This is a genomic window from Amycolatopsis sp. NBC_01286, from assembly GCF_035982555.1.
In the GTDB taxonomy this organism is placed as follows: domain Bacteria; phylum Actinomycetota; class Actinomycetes; order Mycobacteriales; family Pseudonocardiaceae; genus Amycolatopsis.
The window spans coordinates 10,368,776-10,390,117 of record NZ_CP108428.1 but is presented as its reverse complement, the minus strand read 5'-3'; the positions used below and the strand labels follow the sequence as shown (position 1 = coordinate 10,390,117).

Sequence of the window (21,342 nt, the reverse complement as noted above, 5' to 3'; positions counted from 1 at the left end):
ACCCGGGGTTACCCTGGTCAGCGATGACCGAGACACAGGCACCCAGGGCGTACCAGATCCGCACCTTCGGCTGCCAGATGAACGTCCACGACTCCGAGCGCCTCGCCGGGCAGCTCGAAGAGGCCGGCTACGTGCCCGTCGACAGCGGGGCCAAGCCCGACCTCATCGTGTTCAACACCTGTGCCGTCCGGGAGAACGCGGACAACAAGCTCTACGGCACCCTCGGGCACCTGCGGCCCGACAAGACCGCCAACCCGGACCTGCAGATCGCCGTCGGCGGGTGCCTGGCGCAGAAGGACCGCGGGGAGATCGTCAAGCGGGCTCCCTGGGTGGACGTCGTGTTCGGGACGCACAACATCGGGTCGCTGCCGGTGCTGCTGGAGCGGGCGCGGCACAACGCCGAGGCCCAGGTCGAGATCCTCGAATCCCTCGAGACCTTCCCGTCGACGCTGCCCGCGCGCCGCGAATCGTCCTACGCGAGCTGGGTGTCCGTTTCGGTCGGCTGCAACAACACCTGCACCTTCTGCATCGTGCCCGCCCTGCGCGGGAAGGAACGCGACCGGCGGCCCGGCGAGATCCTCGCCGAGGTCGAGGCGCTCGTCGCCGAGGGCGTGCTCGAAGTCACGCTGCTCGGCCAGAACGTGAACTCCTACGGCGTCGAGTTCGGCGACCGGCTGGCGTTCGGCAAGCTGCTGCGCGCGACCGGCGCCATCGACGGCCTGGAGCGCGTCCGGTTCACCTCGCCGCACCCGGCCGCGTTCACCTCCGACGTCATCGACGCGATGGCCGAGACGCCGAACGTCTGCCACCAGCTGCACATGCCGCTGCAGTCCGGGTCCGACCGGGTGCTGCGCGAGATGAAGCGGTCCTACCGCTCCGCGCGCTACCTGAAGATCCTCGACGAGGTCCGCGCGGCGATGCCCGACGCGGCGATCACCACCGACATCATCGTCGGCTTCCCCGGCGAGACCGAGGAGGACTTCCAGGCGACCCTGGACGTCGTCGCGCAGGCCCGCTTCTCCAGCGCGTTCACCTTCCAGTACTCGAAGCGCCCCGGCACGCCGGCCGCGACGATGGACGGCCAGCTGCCCAAGGAGGTCGTCCAGGAACGCTACGAGCGTCTGGTCGAGCTGCAGAACAAGATCTCCTGGGACGAGAACAAGAAGATCGTCGGCCGCCGCGTCGAGCTGCTCGTCGCCGACGGCGAGGGCCGCAAGGACGCCGAGACGCACCGGATGAGCGGCCGCGGCCGTGACGGCCGGCTGGTGCACTTCGCGCCGACCGGACCGGCGGTCGATCGCGGCGTGCGGCCCGGCGACATCGTCGAGACGGTCGTCACCTACGGCGCGCCGCACCACATGGTCGCCGACGGGGACCTGGTCTCGCACCGGCGGACGCGTGCGGGCGACAACGCCGAGGCGGGGCTGCGGCCCAAGACCAACGGCGTCACGCTGGGCCTGCCGGGCTTCGGTGCCCCGGCGGTCCGGCCCGAACCGGTGAGCGGGTGTGCGTTGTGACCGAATCGCAGAAGTCCGGCGAGCTGGACGAGCTGGCCGCCGAGATCGACGAGGTCGGGCAGCAGGCGTCCCGCACCGTCGAGCTCGGCCGGCGCGGGTTCACCATCGCGGTGTTCACGTTCGTGCTGCTCGGCTGCCTGCTGCTGCCCTGGGTCGGCGACCACGCCGGCTGGCAGGTGCTGGCCGGCGAGGGCGGCGGCATCCCGCAGCTGTTCGCCGCGACGTCGACCGCCGTCGGCGTCGTCGCGTCCGCGCTCGCGCTGGTGACGCGCCGCTGGTGGCTGGCCTGGGTCTGCGCCGCCGGCGGCTGGTTCGCCTCGGTCGACGGCCTCCTGGCCATCTGGTCCCAGCAGTCGTCCCACGCCCCCGGAGCCGCCGGTGGCGGACCCGGCGCCGGCCTGATCATCGCCTGGATCGCGATGATCTGCCTCGCCGTCCAGTGGATGCGCACGGCCTTCTCCCGCTCGTAAACACCCGAAAGCCGTGAAGGCCTCCTTTCCGGCCATAAGAGCCGGTAAGGAGGCCTTCACGGCACTTCCGGGGACGACTCAGCGGTCGGCGATGGCCGCCTCCGCGGCCTGCAGCCACTCGCGCCACTGTGCGGCCTGGTCGTCGGCCTTCTTGGCGCGACGCTCGTCGCCCGCCGCGCGCGCCTTCTCGGCCTGGCTCTCGAACTGCTCGACGCGCTCGCGGAACTGCGCGGCCCGGGCCTGCGCCTCCGGGTCCGTGCGGCGCCAGCGGGAGTCCTCGGCCGACTTCACCGAGTCCTGGACCGCCTTCAGCCGGCCGTCCAGCTCGCGGATGCGCTCGCGCGGGACCTTCCCGATCTCGTCCCACTGCTCCTGGATCTTGCGCAGTGCGTTCTTCGCCGCTTCGAGGTTCGAGCCGGCGTCGATCTTCTCGGCCTCGACCAGCAGTTCCTCCTTGCGGGACGCGTTCGTCGAGAACTCGGCGTCGCGCTCGGAGAACACCGTGGACCGGCGGGCGAAGAACTTGTCCTGCGCCGCGCGGAAGCGCTGCCACAGGGCCTCGTCGCTGTCCTTCGGAGCCCGGCCGGCGGCCTTCCACTCGGTCATCAGGTCCTTGTAGCGGCCCGCGGTGTCGCCCCAGTCGTCGGACTCGCTGATGGCCTCGGCCTCGGCGATGAGCTCTTCCTTGCGCGTCTTGGCCGACGCGCGCTGCTTGTCCAGCTCGGCGAAGTGGGAGCCCCGACGCCGGTTGAAGCCCTCACGGGCCTTGGAGAACCGCTTCCACAGCTCGTCGTCGGTCTTGCGGTCGACGCCCTTGACCGTCTTCCACTCGTCCAGGATCGTGCGCAGCCGGTCGCCGGCCGCCTTCCACTGGGTGGAGTCGGCGGCGATCTTCTCGGCTTCCTCCGCCAGCTCCTGCTTGCGGGTGACGGCCGCGGCGCGGGCTTCCTCACGCTCCTGCTTCGCGCTGGCCAGGGCCTTCTCGGCGTGCCCGATGACGTACTCCAGGCGCGCGCCCAGTGCGGCCAGGTCACCGACCAGGGCGGACTCGGCCAGCCCGTCGCGCAGCTGCGTGGCGCTCGACAGCGCGTGCTTCGGGTCGCCGGCGCCCGACGCCAGGCGCGTCTCCAGCAGCTCGACCTCGGTCCGCACGTCGTCGAAGCGGCGGGCGAAGTGCACCAGGCCCTCGTCGGGGCTGCCTGCCTGCCAGACGCCGACGGCGCGTTCGCCCTCGGCCGTGATGACGTAGACCGTGCCCTCTTCGTCGACCCGGCCCCAGGTGGACGGGGTGGGCTCGGCGGGCGGCACGGGCGGTGCGGCGTGCCCGGTGTGCAGCGCGTGCGGCACCGGGTGCGGGGCCGGGGTACCGGTGGAAGTGTTCTCCTGGGCCATCGCAGGCTCCTTATCGCCTGTACGCCCGCTGGCGCGGGCGCCCCGCCGGTGCGGCGGGGCCGGGTAATGCGGTCGTCACGGGCCGTGCTCGGATGCTACGGCCTCCACGCGGCATTCAAGCAGCTCAGCGCGCACCGTGGTACCGGATGAGCTACTCGAAGCTCGTGATCCTACTTCCGGTGGACGCTCCGTGTCGGGACGCCGGTATCGTCAGCCGCCGTGACCAGCCCCGCCGCCCCGCCCCCGATCCGCCCGGTCGCGGTGGTCGGGCCGACGGCCACCGGCAAGACGGCGCTGGCCGTGGAGCTGGCGCTGAAGCTCGGCGGGGAGGTCGTCAACGCCGATGCCCTGCAGCTCTACCGCGGCATGGACATCGGCACCGCGAAAGCCACTGAGCAGGAACGTCGTGGTGTTCCGCACCACCTGCTCGACGTGCTGGACGTGACCGAGACGGCGTCCGTCGCGGCCTACCAGCGCGACGCCCGCGCCGCGGTCGAACGGCTCCTGGCCGCGGGCCGGGTGCCGGTGCTGACCGGCGGCTCCGGGCTCTACGTCCAGGCGGTGCTCGACGACCTGCGCTTCCCGGGCACCGACCCGGCCGTGCGCGCGCGGCTCGACGCGGAGGCGGCCGAACTGGGCACGCCGACCCTCTACACCCGGTTGGGTGAACGCGATCCGGTCGCCGCGGCCGCGATCCTGCCGACCAACACCCGCCGGATCGTGCGCGCGCTGGAAGTCATCGAGATCACCGGGGAGCCGTTCTCCGCGAACCTGCCGAAGCCGGGGCCGGCCCGCTACGGCACGGTCGTGATCGGTGTCGACCGCGCGCCCGAGGAGCTCGACGAGCGCGTGAACGAGCGCGTCCGCCTGATGTTCGAGGCCGGCCTCGTCGACGAGGTCCGCGAGCTGCTGGCGCGCGGCCTGCGCGACGGGAAGACGGCGTCGCGCGCGCTCGGCTACCAGCAGGTGATCACCGAGCTGGACGGCGAGGGCGACTTCGCGGCCGCCGCCGCGGCGACGGCGCAGGCCACCCGGCGCTTCGTCCGGAAGCAACGCTCCTGGTTCCGGCGCGACCAGCGGATCCACTGGTTCGACGGCGCCGAAGCCGGGCTGGCCGCACGCGTCTTGGATACCCTGGCCCGGTAACCTTGCCCCATGGGCGGAATCGAGTTCCTCAAGGGGCACGGCACGCAGAACGACTTCGTGCTGCTCCCCGACGCGGCGGGCTGCCTCGAGCTGACCGAGGCCCGGATCGCCGCGCTGTGCGACCGCCACCGCGGCCTCGGGGCCGACGGCGTGCTCCGCATCGTCCGGGCCGACGCGCTCGAAATCGCCTCCGAGGGCGAGTGGTTCATGGACTACCGCAACGCGGACGGCTCGATCGCGGAGATGTGCGGCAACGGCGTGCGCGTCTTCGCCCGCTACCTCGTGGATGCCGGGCTCGTGACCGAGGGCGAGTTCGTCGTCGGCACCCGCGCCGGCGACCGCCCGGTGGTGGTGCACCCGGATCGCACGGTGACCGTCGGGATGGGACCGGCGACGATCACCGGCACGTCGGTCACCGTGGTCGCGGGCCGGCCGTTCTCCGGCGTGGCCGTCGACGTCGGCAACCCGCACCTGGTCACGGTGCTCGACGACACCGACGTCCGGGACCTGGACCTGCGCGACCAGCCCGACTTCGACCACGACGTCTTCCCGAACGGCGTGAACCTCGAGTTCGTCAACCGCCTCGGCGAGGGCGCGCTGCGGATGCGCGTCCACGAGCGCGGGGTGGGGGAGACGCGCGCCTGCGGCACAGGCACGGTCGCCGCGGTGGCCGCGGCCTTCCACCTGGCGGGCACCGACACCGGAGCGTCCACAGTGGACATTCCGGGCGGCCGGGTGGACGTGACGGTGTCCCGCGGCGCGTCGACGCTGTCGGGCCCGGCGGAGATCGTGGCCCGCGGCGAGATCGACGAAGCCTGGTGGGCCGCCGCCGGTTCCTGACGGCGGCGATCTGCCGCGCCGGGAGGCGGAAACAGGCATCCGTGACAAACGCCCGGACGTGAACGACCTCGGGTCCGCAATCAGGACTTCGTCGTATTCGTGTGAGGGTAGGTGTCCGGGCAACGCTGTGGACCGCGGCATCCGGCCCAGGCGGCATCAACAAGCGCCGGCGGGGTATCCCGGTGGTGGCTCGCAACGCGCCTTCTCGCGAGTTGAGCCAAGAGGCGGATACGCGAACCAGTGGGCCGCCGCCGGTTCCTGACGGCGGCCCCCGGCGTCAGCCGACGGTCACGTCCAGCGCCAGCTCACCGTCGCGCGTCGTGACGTCGGCGATCGCGCCCGCCAGCCGGATGTCCGGCTCGATGCGCGCGAACCGCTCCAGCACCTCCGCCGGCCCGGTCACCGTCAGCGTTTCCACCGCGGTGCGCATCGAGACCTTCGCGTCCGTCTTCGCCCGGCGCACCGCCGCGATCACCTCGCCCGCCAGCGTCAGCAAGGCGGGATCACCGTCGACAGCCGCAGCGACCGGCCACGGCGCCCGGTGCACCGAGCCCGGCTGCCACCACGACCAGACCTCCTCGGCCGCGAACGGCAGGAACGGCGCCAGCAGCCGCAGCACCGCCGACAACGCCGTGACCAGCGCCGCCTGGGCCGACGCAGCTCCCGCGGCGCCGCTGTCGCCGTACGCGCGGCCCTTCACCAGCTCGACGTAGTCGTCGCAGAACGTCCAGAAGAACGTCTCGGTCACCTGCAGCGCCCGCGCGTAGTCCAGCGTCTCCAACGCCGCCGTCGCCTGCTCGACGACGACAGCCAGCGAAGCCAGCAGGGCCCGGTCGAGCGGTTCGGTGACCGCCGCGGACGGGGACGGCACGCCGAGGCCGAGCACGAACCGGCTGGCGTTGAGCAGCTTCGTCGCCAGGCGCCGGCCGACCTTCATCTGGCCTTCGTCCACCGCCGTGTCGACGCCGGGGCGCGCGCTCGCCGCCCAGTAGCGCACCGCGTCCGAGCCGAACCGCTCCAGCAGGTCCACCGGCGTCGTGACGTTGCCCTTGGACTTCGACATCTTCTTGCGGTCCGGGTCGAGCACCCAGCCGGCGATCGACGCCGCCCGCCACGGCAGCACGCCGTGCTCCAGCTCCGCGCGCACCGCCGTCGAGAACAGCCAGGTGCGGATGATCTCGTGCGCCTGCGGCCGCAGGTCCATCGGGAAGACCCGCTCGAACAGGTCGTCGTCGAGGCTCCAGCGGCCGACGATCTGCGGGGTCAGCGACGACGTCGCCCACGTGTCCATCACGTCGGCCTCGGCGACGAACCCGCCCGGCACGCCCCGCCGGTCCTCGGTGAAGCCGGGCGGGACGTCGCTGCTCGGGTCCACCGGCAACGCGCTCTCGTCGGGCAGGAGACGCGCGTCGTAGTCCGGCTCACCACTCGCGTCGAGCCGGTACCACAACGGGATCGGCACGCCGAAGAACCGCTGGCGGCTGACCAGCCAGTCGCCGGCGAGGTTCGTCACCCACGACGAGTAGCGGACCTTCATGTGCTTCGGCACCCAGGTCAGTTCCTCGCCCCGGGCCAGCATCTTCTCGCGGAACGCCGGGTCGCTGCCGCCGTTGCGGAGGTACCACTGCCGGCTGGCGACGATCTCCAGCGGCTTGTCGCCCTTCTCGTAGAACTTCACCGAGTGCGTGATCGGCCGCGGTTCGCCGCGCAGGGCCCCGGCTTCGCGCAGCAGGCGGACCAGGATCTCGCGTCCCGTGTGGACGGTCTTGCCCACCAGCGGCGCATAGGCCTCCGCGGGCACGCCGTGCGGCGCGTCGGGCAGGAACCGGCCGTCACGGCCGAGCACCACGCGCGTCGCGAGGCGCAGTTCGCGCCACCACGTGACGTCCGTGGTGTCGCCGAAGGTGCACACCATCGCGATGCCGCGGCCCTTCTCCGGGTCGGCCAGGTGGTGCGCCACCACGGGCACCTCGACGCCGAACACCGGCGTCCGCACGGTGGTCCCGAAGAGCGGCTTGAAGCGTTCGTCGTCCGGGTGCGCCACCAGCGCGACGCACGCGGGCAGCAGCTCGGGCCGGGTCGTCGCGATGACGACGTCGGACCCGTCGGGCGCGGTGAACGCGAGGTCGTGGAACGCGCCGGGGCGTTCGCGGTCCTCCAGCTCGGCCTGGGCGACGGCGGTGCGGAACGTGACGTCCCACAGCGTCGGCGCTTCGGCCTGGTAGGCCTCGCCGCGGGCGAGGTTGCGCAGGAACGCGCGCTGCGAGATCAGCCGCGAGTCGTGCCCGATCGTCTGGTAGGTCATCGTCCAGTCGACGGACAGCCCGAGCTGCCGCCACAGCCCTTCGAAGACCTTTTCGTCGGTCACCGTCAGGGATTCGCACAGCTCGACGAAGTTCCGCCGCGAGATCGAGACGGTGTCTTTGCCCGGCTTCTCCGGCGCCTCGAAGTCCGGGTCGTAGGGCAGCGACGGGTCGCAGCGGACGCCGAAGTGGTTCTGCACCCGGCGTTCGGTCGGCAGGCCGTTGTCGTCCCAGCCCATCGGGTAGAAGACCTCGAACCCGCGCATCCGCTTGAACCGCGCGAGGACGTCGGTGTGGGTGTAGGAGAAGACGTGCCCGATGTGCAACGACCCGCTGACCGTCGGCGGCGGGGTGTCGATCGAGTAGATCTCGTCACGGGTTTTGGTGCGGTCGAACCGGTAGGTCCCCGTGGACTCCCATACGGGTACCCACTTGGCCTCCAGACCGTCGACACCGACCTTGTCCGGAACCTGTGGGCGCTCGATAGGAGTGTTCATGAAGCAACTCTAGGCGGCGCCGGAACCCGTTTTCGCCGTGGTCGGCAGATCGCGCATGTGCCGCAGCGGTGAGAAGACCACCCACAGCACCGCGGCCACTTCGCCGGCCACGCCCACCCACGTCGCGCCGCGCAGCCCGAGTCCCTCGCCGAGCGCGCCGCCCAGCAGCCCGCCCAGCGGGATCACGCCCCAGACGACGAACCGCACGCTCGCGTTCATCCGGCCGAGCAGCCGGTCCGGGCAGATCGCCTGCCGGTAGGACACCTGCGCGACGTTGTAGATGATGATCCCGAACCCGCCGATCGCCGCGCCGAGCCCGGCGAGCCCGAGCCGCCAGTCCGGCCCGGCGAAGGGGAACACGAGGTTGGCCGGCATGGTGAACAGCGGGACCAGCCAGATCGCCCGCGCCTGGCCGATCCGCCGGGTCACCGCGCCCGAGCAGACCGCGCCGAGGATCCCGCCGGCGCCGCCGACCGCCAGGAGCACGCCGACCGCGGCCGGCGCCAGCCCGACGGTCCGCGTCAGGAACAGCACCTGCACGGCGCTGAACGCGCCGTGGAAGAAGTTCGCCGTCGCCGTGGTCGCGACCATCGCCCGCAACGGCTTGTCGGAGAACACGAACCGCAGCCCTTCGGCGATCTGCGGGAGCAGCCGGGTGTGGCCGCGGGGTTCCGGCTCGGGTTCGCTCGCGCGGATGCGCAGCAGGCACAGCGCCGACGTCAGGTAGCCGAAGCCGGTGATCAGCACGGTGTTCGCGGCGCTGACCAGCTGGACCAGCACGCCCGCGCCGCTCGGCCCGGCGATCTGCGCGACCGACTGGACGGCCTGCAGCTTGGCGTTGCCCTCCAGGAGGTGTTCCCGGCCGACGAGCGAAGGCAGGTACGACTGGTAGGCGATGTCGAAGAACAGCGTCGCGACGCCCACGAGCAGCACGACGACCAGCAGCTGCGCGAGCGTCAGCACCCCGGCCCACCAGGCGAGCGGCACGCTGAGCAGCAGGGCGAACCGCGTGAAGTCGGCCGTGAGCATGACCCGGCGGCGCCGCAGCTGGTCGACCCACACGCCGGCGGGCAGCCCGATCAGCAGGAACGCGAGTGTCTCGGCCGCGGTGAGCAGGCCCATCTCGAACGGCGTCGCGGCCAGCGTCACGGCCGCGAGCAGCGGGATGGCCGTGTTGCCGACGAACGTGCCGAACTGGCTGGCCGTGTCGCCGGCCCACAGCCGCCGGAAATCGGCGTGGAAGAAGAGTGACCCCCTGGACATGGGCCCGAGTGTGCCGTGAGTGATTGGAAAGTGTCAATCACTGCCGTTCTAGGCTGTGCGGGTGCAGCCTTCGAAACGACGTACCGCGACCGAAGCCGAGGCCGCCGCGCTGGCGTCCGGAATACGGCTGCGCATCATCCGGTTGACCTTCTCGGACGCCCTGACGAACAAGGAGCTCGCCGAACGGCTCGGCCGTGACCCGGCGACAACCCTGCACCACGTGCGCAAGCTCGTGGAAACCGGCTTCCTGGCGGCGCAGCCGCCACGGCGCGGCACCCGGGGCGCCAAGGAAATTCCCTACCTCTCCACCGGACTTTCGTGGACACTCGACTCATGCGGTGATCGGGGCGTTGAAGAGGCGGTGCTCGAGGCCTACCTGGCCGAGATCGCCGAAACCGGGTTCGAGGGCGTGCACCAGTCACGCCTGGTCGTCCAGGTGGCCCCCGACGAGCGCGAAGAGCTGGACAACCGGCTGAACGCCCTCCTCGAGGAGTTTCGCGCACGACCGCGCCGTCCCGGCGCGGAACGCACCGCGATCTACCTCGCCACCTATCCGAGCAGCTGAAGAGTTCGGTTCCCGCGTCGAAACGTGGGACCATGGAGGCACGATGACAGATCTGACACACACCGAAGACCACGAGGACCCGTACGACGCCGAGCTGTCCACGGGCGAGATGGAGCTCGAGGACCGGGCGTCACTGCGCCGGGTCGCGGGGCTCTCCACCGAGCTCGACGACGTCACCGAAGTCGAGTACCGGCAACTGCGGCTCGAGCGGGTCGTGCTGGTCGGCGTGTGGACCGAGGGCACCGCCCTGCAGTCCGAGGCGTCGCTGGCCGAGCTGGCGCGCCTGGCCGAGACCGCGGGTTCGGAAGTCCTCGAAGGTCTCATCCAGCGGCGGACCAAGCCGGACCCGGCCACCTACATCGGCTCGGGCAAGGTGCGGGAAGTGCGCGACATCGTCGGGTCCACCGGCGCCGACACCGTGATCTGCGACGGCGAGCTCTCGCCGGGCCAGCTGCGGCAGCTCGAGGAGAAGGTGAAGGTCAAGGTCATCGACCGGACCGCGCTGATCCTCGACATCTTCGCCCAGCACGCCCGGTCCAAGGAGGGCAAGGCCCAAGTCGAGCTGGCCCAGCTGCAGTACCTGATCCCGCGGCTTCGCGGGTGGGGTGCGTCGCTGTCCCGGCAGGCCGGTGGGCGAGCCGGCGGCGCGAACGGCGGCGTGGGCCTGCGTGGTCCCGGTGAGACCAAGCTCGAGACCGACCGGCGGCGGATCAACAAGCGCGTGGCGAAGCTGCGCCGGGAGATCGCCGCCATGGACACCATCCGCGAGACCAAGCGCGGCCGCCGGGTGGCCAACGAGGTGCCCAGCGTGGCGATCGTCGGCTACACGAACGCCGGCAAGTCGAGCCTGCTCAACGCGCTGACCGGCGCCGGGGTGCTGGTGGAGGACTCGCTGTTCGCCACCCTCGACCCGACCACGCGGCGCACGCAGACGGCGGACGGGCGCACCTACACGCTGACCGACACCGTCGGGTTCGTGCGGCACCTGCCGCACCAGCTGGTGGACGCGTTCCGCTCGACGCTGGAAGAGGCCGCGGACGCGGACCTGCTGGTGCACGTGGTGGACGGGTCCGACCCGGCACCCGAGGAGCAGGTCAGCGCCGTGCGCGAGGTGCTCGGCGAGATCACGCGCAAGCGCAAGGAGCCGCTCCCGCCGGAGCTGCTGGTGATCAACAAGACCGACGCGTCCGACGAGGTCACCCTCGCCCGGCTGCGGCACGCCCTGTCCGGCTCGGTGCAGGTCTCGGCGCGGACCGGGGCGGGCATCGAAGCGCTCGTCGACGTGATCGCCGAACGCCTGCCGCGGCCGGAGGTCACCGTCGAGGTGCTGGTGCCTTACGCGCACGGCGAGCTGGTCTCGCGGGCGCACTCGGACGGCGAAGTGCTGGAAGAGGAGCACGTCGAGGAGGGCACGCGCCTGCTGGTGCGGGTCCGCCCGGATTTCGCCGCGGCTTTGCGCGAGTACGAGACCAACTCGACCAGGGCCTGAGACGTCTACATTCCAGTGTGCGGTCGTGGTGATCGCACACTGGAATGTTTTCGGAGGTGGCTGGGTTGCGCGTGGCGGTCGCGGTTGCGGCGGGGTTCTTGGCTCTACTGAGCGGACCGGTGCCCGCGTCGGCGGCGGAGACGCCTCAGCCGTTGTGCACGGTGAAGGACTCGCGCCTCGGTGAGCTGTCCGGGCTCGTGTCCGACGGCGACCACCTCTACGCGATCAACGACGGCGGCACCAAGGTCCAGGTGTTCGTGCTCGGCCGGGACTGCAAGGTGCAGAAGGTCCTCACCGACAAGACGGACCCGTTCGACGTCGAGGACCTAGCGCGCACGCCCGACGGGCGGCTCTGGCTGTCCGACACCGGCGACAACCTGAAGGGCCGGCTGACCGTCGCGCTGCTCGAGCTGAGCCCGCAGGGCAGGCTCACGCTGCACCGGCTCACCTACCCCGACGGCCAGCACGACACCGAAGCGCTGATCATGGACAAGGCGGGGACGCCGTACCTGATCACCAAGGACGTCCTCGGCGACGCGAAGGTCTACCGGCCGTCCGGCCCGCTGGCCAGCCCCGGGCCGACCAACCTGGAGAAGGTCGGCTCGGTGAAGATCGAGACCACCGACACGCAGGGTGGCCCGGTCGGGTCCATCGGCTCGGTGCTGGTCACCGGCGGCGCGTCCACGGCCGACGGCACCGTCGTCGCGCTGCGCACCTACACCGACGCCTACCTCTACGCCGCACCCGACGGCGATGTCCTCGCCGCGCTGCAGCGCACCCCGGTCCGGATCCCGTTGCCGGGGGAGAAGCAGGGCGAGGCGATCGCGTTCGATCCCGACGGCACGCTGCTCTCGGGCAGCGAAGGGGTCGGCCAGCCCCTCCGCGCGGTGCGGGGCGCGGCCGCTCTGGCCGCGCAGTCCGGCGCACCGGCGGCGGGCAAAGCCTCGACCGGCACCGGCGCGACGCCCGGTTCGGCGGGGGACGGGGCCGGGCTCCCCATCCTGCCCGCCGCGGGGATCACGCTCGCGGTGGTCGGGATCGGCTGGTTCGGGTTCGGCAAGCTACGCCGCCGAAGCCGCCGCTAGTTCTTTACGGGCCGAGTCTCACGGGCTTGGCTCCCCACGGCCAAGACCACTCGATCCGGTGAAACTCAATCCCAGCCTCGGCGGTGCGAAACCCTGGCCGACAGACCAGGGCGACCGAGGTGGGGGTCCGGGGGCTCGCCCCCGGGCGGGGTCTGGGGTTGCACCCCCAGAAGACACGGGCGGGAAACGCTTGGCGAGCGCTCTCCGCGAGCAGACTCCGCCCGCGTTTCACGCCCCTCGTCACAACCGCCTGAGCACCGCGACAACCTTGCCGAGCACCGTGGCGTCGTCGCCGGGGATCGGCTCGTACGCCTCGTTGTGCGGCATGAGCCAGATGTGGCCGCCCTTGCGCTTGAACGTCTTGACCGTGGCCTCGCCGTCAATCATCGCGGCGACGATCTCGCCGTTGTCCGCGTCCGGCTGCTGCCGGACCACGACCCAGTCGCCGTCGGTGATGGCCGCGTCGATCATCGAGTCGCCGGTGACCTTGAGCAGGAACAGCTCACCCTCGCCGACGATCTCCCGCGGCAGCGGGAAGACGTCTTCGATGGACTGCTCGGCCAGCACCGGGCCACCGGCGGCGATCCGGCCGACCAGCGGCACGTACGCCGCCTTCGGCATGACCGGCTGCTGGTCCATCTCGATGCCCATGGGGTTGTCGTCGGTCGCGGAGAGCACGCCGACCGCGCGCGGCCGGTTCGCGTCCCGGCGCAGGTACCCCTTGCGCTGCAACGCCCGCAGCTGGTGCGAGACCGACGACGTCGACGTCAGGCCCACCGCTTCGCCGATCTCGCGGACGCTCGGCGGGTAGCCGAACCGGCTCACCCACGAGCGGATCACGTCGAGGACCTGCTGCTGGCGGACGGTGAGGGCGTCGTCCACGTCGTACACCTCGGGCATGGAGGCCACCTTTCCGGTGCCCCCGGGGGACCCACTGGTCCTGCCCGCCTTGTTCTCCTTCGCCACTGCGTCGCCTCCCAGACGTTCGCTGCACGTATGCGCGCCGGCCGCCGTCCGCTGGGTGCGGGCAGCCTCGCCGGCGGCATCTGCCCGGCAGATGCCCTGGTCACCGACGTTAGCCCCCGGGCACGACGATTTCAAACATCTGTTCGATCGACACGCCGTGTCCGCTCGATTTTGTCGGTGGTAGGTGGTAGACCTTCGCACTGACGTTCGATAGAACGTCTGTTCGACCTTGATCCACGAATCGCAGCCGGTTCCGGGATCAGGCGGACACCAGGGTTCAGAGGAGGTTCGGATGTCCATTCTGGCCGAACGCGGTCCGGCTCGCCCGGCGACCCCGGCTCCGGCGCAACCCCGTCCTGTGCGCGTGCTGCGCGGACGGCGCGGTGAGGTGCAACGCCCGCCGACACGCGCGCGGGTCGTGGCGGGCCGTCGTCCCGCCGGCGCGCCCTGCGCGGCGCCGCGGCGGGTGCCGGTGCGGTGGCCGTGGCTCGTCGCGCTCGCCGGCGCGAGCTGCCTCGTGGTCACCGGATTGGGTCTTCTGGGCGGCGGTGGCGCGAGTGCTCCGGTGCCCGAGTCCACCGCCACGGTGTCGGTCGAGCAGGGCGACACGCTGTCCGCGCTGGCGGCCCGATTCGCGCCGGACAGCGACTCTGGCGCGGTTGTCGCCCGGATCGAAGAGCTCAATCGCCTGGACCAGCCCGTTCTGGTGCCCGGGCTGGCGCTCACGGTCCCGGTCGCCGACCCGGCGGCCGTGCCCGCTCCCTGATTCGGCGCCGGGTTGTCGTGGCCGTCAACCACTCTCACCCGGGCGGGTTCCCGCCCGGTCGCGCCGCTTGCGCACGCACCTCCCGAGTCCTACTCTCTGCCGCTATATGTAGTAGTTACACCGCTGTAGTTGGTCCACAGGTTGGGGTAGACTGGACAGCAGTTGTCCACAGTTGACCGGCTCTTACCCACCGGATGTCCACAAGTCGATCACCAGGGTGCAGGGGTGCCCGGGGGTCGCAGCACGGCCGCGCGTGGCGGCCTGGACGTCGACCGGGGCGGCCGGCGCGGAGGGGAAGGTGATCGGCGGATGAGGTGCCCGTTCTGCCGGCATGCGGACTCTCGGGTCGTCGACTCCCGAGAGGTGGATGAAGGCCAGGCGATCCGCAGGCGGCGCTCGTGCGCGTCCTGCGGGAGGCGGTTCACGACGTCGGAGACGATGGTGCTCGCCGTCGTGAAGCGTTCCGGGGTCACCGAGCAGTTCAACCGGGACAAGGTGGTCAGCGGGGTCCGGCGCGCCTGCCAGGGCAGGCCGGTCGACGACGACGCGCTGCAGCAGCTCGCGCAGCGCGTGGAGGAGTCGATCCGCTCCGCCGGGCTGGCCGAGATCCCGAGTCACGAGGTCGGCCTGGCCATCCTGGGCCCGCTGCGTGAGCTCGACGGGGTCGCCTACCTCCGGTTCGCCAGCGTCTACCGCTCGTTCTCCTCGGTCGAGGACTTCGAGAAGGAGATCGCCGACCTGCGTGAGGCCATCGCGGATGCTGCTGCGCCGAAGGAGAGCGATCAGCGCGACGACGGCGATTGACCGTCCCGCTGCGGGAGTGAGGGTTCGACCATGACCGAGACCGTGGGGACCGGGGCCGGGGCGGCCACCGGCAAGAAGAGCAAGGCCGCCGGGCTGAGCGTGAAGCGCGTCTTCACCACCGAGGGCGAGCACCCGTACGACCAGGTCACCTGGGAACAACGGGACGTCGTCATGACCAACTGGCGTGACGGCTCGGTCAACTTCGAGCAGCGCGGCGTGGAGTTCCCCGAGTCCTGGTCGGTCAACGCCACGAACATCGTCACCAGCAAGTACTTCCGCGGCGCCGTCGGCAGCCCGCAGCGCGAGCGCAGCCTCAAGCAGCTCATCGACCGCGTCGTGCGCAGCTACGTCAAGGGCGCGCGCGACCACGGTTACTTCGCCACGCCGCGCGACCTCGAGATCTTCGAGCACGAGCTCACCTGGATGCTGCTGCACCAGGTCTTCAGCTTCAACTCCCCGGTCTGGTTCAACGTCGGCACGGCATCGAAGCAGCAGGTCTCGGCGTGTTTCATCCTCGCCGTCGACGACACGATGGAGTCGATCCTCAACTGGTACCGCGAAGAGGGCCTGATCTTCAAGGGCGGCTCCGGCGCCGGGCTGAACCTCTCGCGCATCCGCTCCTCGAAGGAACTGCTCACTTCCGGCGGCACCGCCTCGGGCCCGGTCTCGTTCATGCGCGGCGCCGACGCCTCCGCGGGCACCATCAAGTCCGGCGGTGCCACCCGGCGCGCGGCGAAGATGGTCGTGCTCGACGTCGACCACCCGGACATCGAGGAGTTCATCCAGACCAAGGCGCGCGAAGAGGAGAAGATCAAGGTCCTGCGCGACGCCGGGTTCGACATGGACCTCTCCGGCGCGGACATCTCCTCGGTGCAGTACCAGAACGCGAACAACTCGGTCCGCGTGTCCGACGAGTTCATGCAGGCGGTCGAGAACAACACGGACTTCGCGCTGCGCGCCCGGCTCACCGGCGAGGAGATCGCCCGCACGGACGCGAAGAAGCTGTTCCGGACCGTGGCGCAGGCCGCGTGGGAGTGCGCCGACCCCGGCATCCAGTACGACGGCACGATCAACGACTGGCACACCTGCCCGGAGTCCGGCCGCATCACCGCGTCCAACCCGTGCAGCGAGTACATGCACCTCGACAACTCCAGCTGCAACCTGGCTTCGCTGAACCTGCTCAAGTTCGTCACGCCTGAGGGCACGTTCGACGCGCCGCTGTTCGCCCGCGCGGTGGAGTTCGTGATCACCGCGATGGACGTCTCGATCTGCTTCGCGGACTTCCCGACCGAGCCGATCGCCGACACCACGCGGAAGTTCCGCCAGCTCGGCATCGGCTACGCCAACCTCGGCGCGCTGCTGATGGCGCTGGGCCACGCGTACGACTCCGACGGCGGCCGCGCGCTCGCCGCCGCGATCACGTCGCTGATGACCGGCGTCTCCTACCGGCGCTCGGCGGAGCTGGCCCAGGCCGTCGGCGCGTACGAGGGGTACGCCCGCAACGCCGAGGCGCACCAGCGCGTCATGCGCAAGCACGCCGCGGCGAACGAGCTCGTCCGCACCTACCACGCGAACGACGGCGCGGTCCGCGCGCTGGCGACCGAGGAGTGGAAGCGCGGCATCGACATCGGCACCAAGCACGGCTGGCGCAACGCGCAGGCCTCGGTGCTCGCGCCCACCGGCACCATCGGCTTCATGATGGACTGCGACACCACCGGGATCGAGCCGGACTTCTCGCTGGTGAAGTTCAAGAAGCTCGTCGGCGGCGGCTCGATGCAGATCGTCAACCAGACCGTGCCGCGCGCGCTGGAGGCGCTCGGCTACCAGGCCGAGCAGGTCGAGGCGATCGTCGAGTTCGTGGCGCAGAACGGCCACGTCGTCGACGCGCCGGGGCTGCGGCCGGAGCACTACGAGGTGTTCGACTGCGCGGTCGGCGAGCGCTCGATCGCGCCGATCGGGCACGTCCGGATGATGGCCGCGGTGCAGCCGTTCCTGTCCGGCGCGATCTCGAAGACCGTCAACATGCCGGAGACGGCGACGGTGGAAGAGGTCGAGGAGATCTACTTCCAGGGCTGGAAGCTCGGGCTCAAGGCGCTGGCCATCTACCGCGACAACTGCAAGGTCGGTCAGCCGCTGTCGACGGCGAAGAAGGACAAGGTCGCGGCGGAGCCGGAGAAGGTCGTCGAGTACCGGCCGGTGCGCAAGCGCCTGCCGAAGAAGCGCCCGAGCCAGACGGTGTCGTTCACCGTCGGCGGCGCGGAGGGCTACCTGACGGCGGGTTCGTACCCGGACGACGGCCTCGGTGAGATCTTCGTCAAGCTCGGCAAGCAGGGTTCGACGCTGGCCGGCGTGATGGACGCGTTCTCGATGTCGATCTCGGTGGGCCTGCAGTACGGCATCCCACTGGAGTTCTACGTCTCGAAGTTCTGCAACCTGCGCTTCGAGCCGGCCGGCATGACCGACGACCCGGACATCCGGATCGCCACCAGCGTGCTGGACTACCTGTTCCGGAGGCTGGCGCTGGACTACCTGCCGGCCGACAAGCGGTCGCAGCTGGGCATCCTGTCCGCGGACGAGCGTTCGGCCGAGGTCGAAGCCGGCTACGGCGGCAACGTGGACCTCGGCGCCCTGCAGTCCACAGTGGACTCCTCGCCGGAGCCGCACACCGAGGAAAGCGCGCACCCGCACCGCGAAGCCCAGACCACGACGGAGCTGATGGAGCTCCGCCTCGGCAAGGCCGCGGACGCCCCGCTGTGCATGACGTGCGGAACGAAGATGCGCCCGGCAGGCTCGTGCTACGCCTGCGAAGGCTGCGGCGCGACCTCCGGTTGCAGCTGATCTGCCGTTTTCCCGTTGCGTGGCCCGGGACACTGGAGTCGTGATCGACGACTACGTGTTCGCGGGCCACGCCGCGGTCGCTGCCGGAGCGGACCGGCTGTCGGTGAGCGACTGCCTCGTCGACCTCGTCCCGGCCGAGCCGGGCGGGGACGACTGGTTCGGCGACTTCGCGGCCGCGGCGGCCCGCGGTGAAACGGTGCTCACCGTCGGCGTCCCCGTGGAGCACGTCCAGCCCCTGCTGGCCGACCTGGCCGCGGCGGGCTGGGTGCGGGGGAGCGGGGGCCTGCCGGACCGCCTGTGCCACCGGCTCCCGGTGCCGAGCAGGCAGATCCTCGGCTTCGAGCCGATCGGGTTCGACGACGGAACCTGGCATTCCTGGGCCTGCCTGGGCGGCCTGGTCGACGACGTCCACACGGCGACCGGCATCCGCCCGGCCGCCAACGGCTTGATCGAGGCGGAGACGGACGCCCGAGAAGCCGCCCGCTGGCTGACGGCGTCGGGGCTCGGGGACCCGAAGGTGTTCTTCTGGACCCCGGCCGTGGTGCTCGGCGTGCCGGGCTAGGGCACGATCTCCGCGATGCCGAGCATGTTGCCCTCGCTGTCGCGGAACCACGCGGCCCGCTCGCCCCGGCCCTTGCTCGGGTAGTTGCCGTCGATGTCCATGATCCCGTCGACGCAGCCGTCGTACTCCTCGAACACGACCCCCCGGCCGCGCAGGTCGGCGACCGCCGCGTCGACGTCGTCGACGTAGAAACCCAGCTGCGTGAACGAGCCGTCGGACCGCCCGGCCGAGGTGTAGAGGCAGAAGACGCCGGACTCGCTCTCGTATCGCAGGCCGCCGGGCCGCTCCTCGGCCGGTTCGAGGCCGAGCTTCTCGGCGTACCACCGCCGCGCGCGGGCCAAGTCTTGCGTCGGAATGCGGGCTTCGAACCGCGGGGTGCTCGGCATCCTGCCGATGATAGGCCGAGCGTGACATCCACACCGGATCCCCACCGAAGCCGCCCACGGTGTCCACGAGTGTCCGGCATCATCGGCGCGATGACCTACGCACACTGGCTCCGGGACTTCGAAACCGAGGCCGAACGCCGGCGGCTGCGGGACGATCCGCCCTGGGGCCGGGGTGCGCAACTGCATCCCGACGTCGCGCGGAGCATTCAGCGGTTCCAGGTCGGCGAAGCCGGCGACGGCGCCAACCTCATCGCGAAAGCCGGGGACGACGACTACGCGGCCGCGGTCAGGTTGTTCGTGGCCGAGGAGCAGAACCACGCGCGGATGCTCGAGAAACTGCTGCGGGCCGCCGGGGTGCCGACCATCGCGAGCCACTGGTCCGACGCCGTTTTTGTGCGACTGCGGCGGGCGCTCGGGCTGCGGCTCGAACTGATGGTGCTGCTCATCGCCGAGGTCGTCGCGCTGCGGTACTACCGCGCCCTGCGCGACGGCACCGCCGACCCGCTCGTCACGCGGGTCGCGGGCCTGATCCTCGCCGACGAGGAGCGGCACGTGCCCTTCCACTGCCACCGGCTCCGGATCGGCTTCGCGACGCTCGGCCGGCCGGCCCGCGCCCTGGTCTTCGGCGCCTGGCGGCTGCTCCTGCTGGGCGTGACGATCACCGTCGCCGCCGATCACGGGCGTGCGCTGCGCCGGCTCGGCGTCGGGCGGCTCGTCTTCGTCGCCGACGTGCTCGTCGCTTTCGAAGCCGCTCTCGCGCGGATTCGCGGTGAAGAACCGAAGCCGCGTCACGTCCCGAAGCGGGCCAGGCCGCGTGGGCTCTTTTAGAACGCCCGGGCCGCGAGGGCCTGCAGTGACGCCGTGATCCGCTCCGGCGGCACGCCTTGGCCGGTCTGGTGCAGGAACAGCTCCGGTGCCAGCGGCGCGAGGAGGACGTCGGCCAGGACGCCGGGGTCCGGGGCGCCCGCGGCGACCGCCAGGACGCGGACGTGCGTGTGCCAGAAGCCGTACGCGCCCGTCTTGAAGCGGGAATGGCCCACCTCCGTGCCCAGTACCAGGTGCGCGTGGCGGGTCAGCAGGTCGACCATCGCCGCGTAGAACGCCGCCAGCCGCTCGGCCGGGGGTGCGCCCGGGCCCAGCGGGGGAGCGCCGCGCAGCAGTGACTCCTGCAGCCGGCGTTCGTGCTCGTCCAGCAGGGCCACCGCGATCGCCGCGCGGTCCGGGTAACGGCGGTAGAGCGTGCCCCGGCCGACGCCGGCCGTGCGGGCGATGTCCTCCATCGTGACGTTCGCCGGGCCGTGGGCGGCGAACAGCTCCTCCGCGGCCGCCAAGACCTTCGCGCGGTTGCGGGCGGCGTCGGCGCGTTCGGGCATGGCACCAGCCTAGGGAATATCCGGACGGAGCGTCCAGTTAGCTCAAGTGGACACCGCGTCCACTTGAGGAGGAACCGTGACCCACCTGCTGCACCTCGACTCCAGCGCCCGCCGCACGTCGTTCTCGCGCGAGCTGACCGCGCGCTACGCCGCAACCTGGGCCGGCACGCGCACCCACCGCGACCTCGCCGCCGACCCGGTACCGGTGATCGGCGAGGCCTGGACCGAGATCTGCGACGCGCTCCTGACCGCGGGGATCACCGACCCCGCGCACTACGCCGACGTCGTCGAGACGCCGGAGCAGAAGTGCGCCTGGGCGGTCGTCGAGCCGCTGCTGGCCGAGCTGCTCGAAGCCGACGTCGTCCTCATCGGCGCGCCGATGTACAACTTCTCGATCCCGGCCGCGCTCAAGACGTGGATCGACCAGGTGACGTTCCCGCGGATGTCGTTGCGGGGCAAGGCGTTCGTCGTCGCCGGGGCGCGCGGCGGGACGTACGCGCCGGGCACGCCGCGCGCGCCGTTCGACCACCACGAGGCCTACCTGCGGGACTTCATCGCCGGGCACTACGACGTCGACGACGTCCGCTTCGTGCACGCCGAACTGACCAACGCCCTGGTCGACCCGCACCTCGCCGCGCGCGAAGCCGACCGGGTGGCGTCCCATGGCCAGGCTCTGGAGGGCATCTGATGGGCTGGGTGACGCTGGTCTGCGCCGGGCTCGTCGAAATCGCCTGGTCGCAGAGCATCAAGCCGACGGAGAACTTCACGAAGCCGTGGCCGACGCTGCTGTGCCTCGTGCTCTGCGCCGCCGCCGTCTACCTGCTTTCGTGCGCGATGGACACCGTCCCGGTGGACACCGCCTACGCGGTGTTCACCGGGATCGGCGCCGTCGGCGCGATCGTGCTCGGCGTCGTCGTGACCAAGGACCCGCTGAGCCTCGGCCGGGTGGCCGCGCTGGCCCTGATCGTCGGCGGCGTCGTGCTCGCGCGCGTTACTAATCCGACCTAAAGTAGGCCGGCTCCCGAGCGGCAGGCAACCGTTGCCTCGAAAGCCATCCGGCCGTGACTGTGGTCGGATTAG

Annotated in this window: 20 protein-coding genes; 14 read left to right on the top strand and 6 right to left on the bottom strand. The window is 71.2% G+C overall.

The genetic code is table 11. The features are described 5' to 3' along the window. Positions 1–23 precede the first annotated feature (23 nt). Both miaB and OG570_RS46820 read left to right on the top strand, forming a co-directional pair. Positions 24–1,517 carry a tRNA (N6-isopentenyl adenosine(37)-C2)-methylthiotransferase MiaB gene (miaB, locus tag OG570_RS46825; protein WP_326954967.1) on the top strand — a complete coding sequence of 498 codons (1,494 nt, stop codon included), beginning with the start codon at positions 24–26 and terminating at the stop codon, positions 1,515–1,517. Next, a complete protein-coding gene (locus OG570_RS46820; RefSeq protein WP_326954966.1) occupies positions 1,514–1,987 on the top strand; it encodes an Rv2732c family membrane protein in 474 nt (157 codons plus the stop codon). Before miaB ends, OG570_RS46820 begins: the two co-directional genes overlap by 4 nt. A 78-nt stretch (positions 1,988–2,065) precedes the next feature. Here OG570_RS46820 and OG570_RS46815 read toward each other — a convergent pair whose 3' ends face one another. Next, the gene (locus OG570_RS46815) at positions 2,066–3,379 is read right to left on the bottom strand and encodes a DUF349 domain-containing protein (protein ID WP_326954965.1); all 1,314 of its coding nucleotides are present in this window, start codon (positions 3,377–3,379) and stop codon (positions 2,066–2,068) included. Between the two features lie 246 nt (positions 3,380–3,625). Here OG570_RS46815 and miaA point away from each other — a divergent pair, with 246 nt between their 5' ends. Beyond that, on the top strand, positions 3,626–4,525 hold the full coding sequence (miaA, locus tag OG570_RS46810) for a tRNA (adenosine(37)-N6)-dimethylallyltransferase MiaA (RefSeq protein WP_326951460.1): 900 nt from the start codon (positions 3,626–3,628) through the stop codon (positions 4,523–4,525). A 9-nt stretch (positions 4,526–4,534) separates the two neighbouring features. Next, the gene (dapF, locus tag OG570_RS46805; RefSeq protein WP_326954963.1) at positions 4,535–5,365 is read left to right on the top strand and encodes a diaminopimelate epimerase; all 831 of its coding nucleotides are present in this window, start codon (positions 4,535–4,537) and stop codon (positions 5,363–5,365) included. A 277-nt stretch (positions 5,366–5,642) separates the two neighbouring features. On the opposite strand, the gene valS is transcribed toward dapF, so the two are convergent. Both valS and OG570_RS46795 read right to left on the bottom strand, forming a co-directional pair. Beyond that, positions 5,643–8,165 (bottom strand): valine--tRNA ligase, encoded by a 2,523-nt coding sequence (gene valS, locus OG570_RS46800; protein WP_326954962.1) that lies wholly within the window; start codon positions 8,163–8,165, stop codon positions 5,643–5,645. Between the two features lie 9 nt (positions 8,166–8,174). Continuing rightward, entirely contained in the window at positions 8,175–9,428 is a 1,254-nt protein-coding gene (locus OG570_RS46795; RefSeq protein WP_326954961.1) for an MFS transporter, read from the bottom strand. A gap of 61 nt (positions 9,429–9,489) precedes the next feature. Between OG570_RS46795 and OG570_RS46790 the strand changes: the two genes are divergently transcribed. The 3 genes from OG570_RS46790 to OG570_RS46780 all read left to right on the top strand — a co-directional run bounded on the left by OG570_RS46790 (position 9,490) and on the right by OG570_RS46780 (position 12,567). Then, the gene (locus OG570_RS46790) at positions 9,490–9,993 is read left to right on the top strand and encodes an ArsR/SmtB family transcription factor (protein WP_326954960.1); all 504 of its coding nucleotides are present in this window, start codon (positions 9,490–9,492) and stop codon (positions 9,991–9,993) included. Between the two features lie 43 nt (positions 9,994–10,036). Next, a complete protein-coding gene (gene hflX, locus OG570_RS46785; protein WP_326947500.1) occupies positions 10,037–11,482 on the top strand; it encodes a GTPase HflX in 1,446 nt (481 codons plus the stop codon). A gap of 65 nt (positions 11,483–11,547) precedes the next feature. Beyond that, positions 11,548–12,567: a hypothetical protein gene (locus OG570_RS46780; RefSeq protein WP_442788237.1), complete on the top strand. Its 1,020-nt coding sequence runs from the start codon at positions 11,548–11,550 to the stop codon at positions 12,565–12,567. 240 nt (positions 12,568–12,807) lie between these two features. On the opposite strand, the gene lexA is transcribed toward OG570_RS46780, so the two are convergent. Next, positions 12,808–13,467: a transcriptional repressor LexA gene (gene lexA / locus OG570_RS46775; RefSeq protein WP_247063137.1), complete on the bottom strand. Its 660-nt coding sequence runs from the start codon at positions 13,465–13,467 to the stop codon at positions 12,808–12,810. A gap of 358 nt (positions 13,468–13,825) precedes the next feature. On the opposite strand from lexA, the gene OG570_RS46770 reads away from it, so the two are divergent. The 4 genes from OG570_RS46770 (at position 13,826) to OG570_RS46755 (ending at position 18,503) form a co-directional block, all read left to right on the top strand. After that, positions 13,826–14,299, top strand: coding sequence for a LysM peptidoglycan-binding domain-containing protein (locus OG570_RS46770; RefSeq protein WP_326954958.1), 474 nt, complete (start codon positions 13,826–13,828; stop codon positions 14,297–14,299). A 309-nt stretch (positions 14,300–14,608) separates the two neighbouring features. Next, entirely contained in the window at positions 14,609–15,103 is a 495-nt protein-coding gene (nrdR, locus tag OG570_RS46765) for a transcriptional regulator NrdR (protein ID WP_247063145.1), read from the top strand. A gap of 30 nt (positions 15,104–15,133) precedes the next feature. After that, positions 15,134–17,941, top strand: coding sequence for a vitamin B12-dependent ribonucleotide reductase (locus OG570_RS46760; protein WP_326947502.1), 2,808 nt, complete (start codon positions 15,134–15,136; stop codon positions 17,939–17,941). Positions 17,942–17,981: 40 nt separating this feature from the next. After that, on the top strand, positions 17,982–18,503 hold the full coding sequence (locus tag OG570_RS46755) for a hypothetical protein (protein ID WP_326954957.1): 522 nt from the start codon (positions 17,982–17,984) through the stop codon (positions 18,501–18,503). Here the strand turns inward: OG570_RS46755 and OG570_RS46750 are convergent. Beyond that, entirely contained in the window at positions 18,500–18,889 is a 390-nt protein-coding gene (locus tag OG570_RS46750) for a VOC family protein (RefSeq protein WP_326954956.1), read from the bottom strand. The genes OG570_RS46755 and OG570_RS46750 overlap by 4 nt on opposite strands. Positions 18,890–18,979: 90 nt before the next feature. On the opposite strand from OG570_RS46750, the gene OG570_RS46745 reads away from it, so the two are divergent. Further along, complete coding sequence (locus OG570_RS46745) at positions 18,980–19,717, top strand: ferritin-like domain-containing protein (RefSeq protein WP_326954955.1); 738 nt, start codon at positions 18,980–18,982, stop codon at positions 19,715–19,717. Here the strand turns inward: OG570_RS46745 and OG570_RS46740 are convergent. Beyond that, positions 19,714–20,262: a TetR/AcrR family transcriptional regulator gene (locus OG570_RS46740; protein ID WP_326954954.1), complete on the bottom strand. Its 549-nt coding sequence runs from the start codon at positions 20,260–20,262 to the stop codon at positions 19,714–19,716. The genes OG570_RS46745 and OG570_RS46740 overlap by 4 nt on opposite strands. A gap of 76 nt (positions 20,263–20,338) precedes the next feature. Between OG570_RS46740 and OG570_RS46735 the strand changes: the two genes are divergently transcribed. Beyond that, positions 20,339–20,950: an FMN-dependent NADH-azoreductase gene (locus tag OG570_RS46735; protein ID WP_326954953.1), complete on the top strand. Its 612-nt coding sequence runs from the start codon at positions 20,339–20,341 to the stop codon at positions 20,948–20,950. Next, positions 20,950–21,270, top strand: coding sequence for a DMT family transporter (locus tag OG570_RS46730; RefSeq protein WP_326954952.1), 321 nt, complete (start codon positions 20,950–20,952; stop codon positions 21,268–21,270). The genes OG570_RS46735 and OG570_RS46730 overlap by 1 nt, the downstream gene beginning before the upstream one ends. Positions 21,271–21,342 lie beyond the last annotated feature (72 nt).

Bases quoted from the DNA above. Each gene is read 5' to 3' on its own strand.
- dapF (WP_326954963.1), top strand. From the start codon at position 4,535: ATGGGCGGAATCGAGTTCCTCAAGGGGCACGGCACGCAGAACGACTTC.
- OG570_RS46770 (WP_326954958.1), top strand. From the start codon at position 13,826: ATGTCCATTCTGGCCGAACGCGGTCCGGCTCGCCCGGCGACCCCGGCT.
- OG570_RS46730 (WP_326954952.1), top strand. From the start codon at position 20,950: ATGGGCTGGGTGACGCTGGTCTGCGCCGGGCTCGTCGAAATCGCCTGG.
- OG570_RS46795 (WP_326954961.1), bottom strand. From the start codon at position 9,428: ATGTCCAGGGGGTCACTCTTCTTCCACGCCGATTTCCGGCGGCTGTGG.
- miaB (WP_326954967.1), top strand. From the start codon at position 24: ATGACCGAGACACAGGCACCCAGGGCGTACCAGATCCGCACCTTCGGC.
- OG570_RS46745 (WP_326954955.1), top strand. From the start codon at position 18,980: ATGACCTACGCACACTGGCTCCGGGACTTCGAAACCGAGGCCGAACGC.
- nrdR (WP_247063145.1), top strand. From the start codon at position 14,609: ATGAGGTGCCCGTTCTGCCGGCATGCGGACTCTCGGGTCGTCGACTCC.
- valS (WP_326954962.1), bottom strand. From the start codon at position 8,165: ATGAACACTCCTATCGAGCGCCCACAGGTTCCGGACAAGGTCGGTGTC.
- OG570_RS46815 (WP_326954965.1), bottom strand. From the start codon at position 3,379: ATGGCCCAGGAGAACACTTCCACCGGTACCCCGGCCCCGCACCCGGTG.
- OG570_RS46760 (WP_326947502.1), top strand. From the start codon at position 15,134: ATGACCGAGACCGTGGGGACCGGGGCCGGGGCGGCCACCGGCAAGAAG.
- hflX (WP_326947500.1), top strand. From the start codon at position 10,037: ATGACAGATCTGACACACACCGAAGACCACGAGGACCCGTACGACGCC.
- OG570_RS46740 (WP_326954954.1), bottom strand. From the start codon at position 20,262: ATGCCCGAACGCGCCGACGCCGCCCGCAACCGCGCGAAGGTCTTGGCG.
- lexA (WP_247063137.1), bottom strand. From the start codon at position 13,467: ATGCCCGAGGTGTACGACGTGGACGACGCCCTCACCGTCCGCCAGCAG.
- OG570_RS46750 (WP_326954956.1), bottom strand. From the start codon at position 18,889: ATGCCGAGCACCCCGCGGTTCGAAGCCCGCATTCCGACGCAAGACTTG.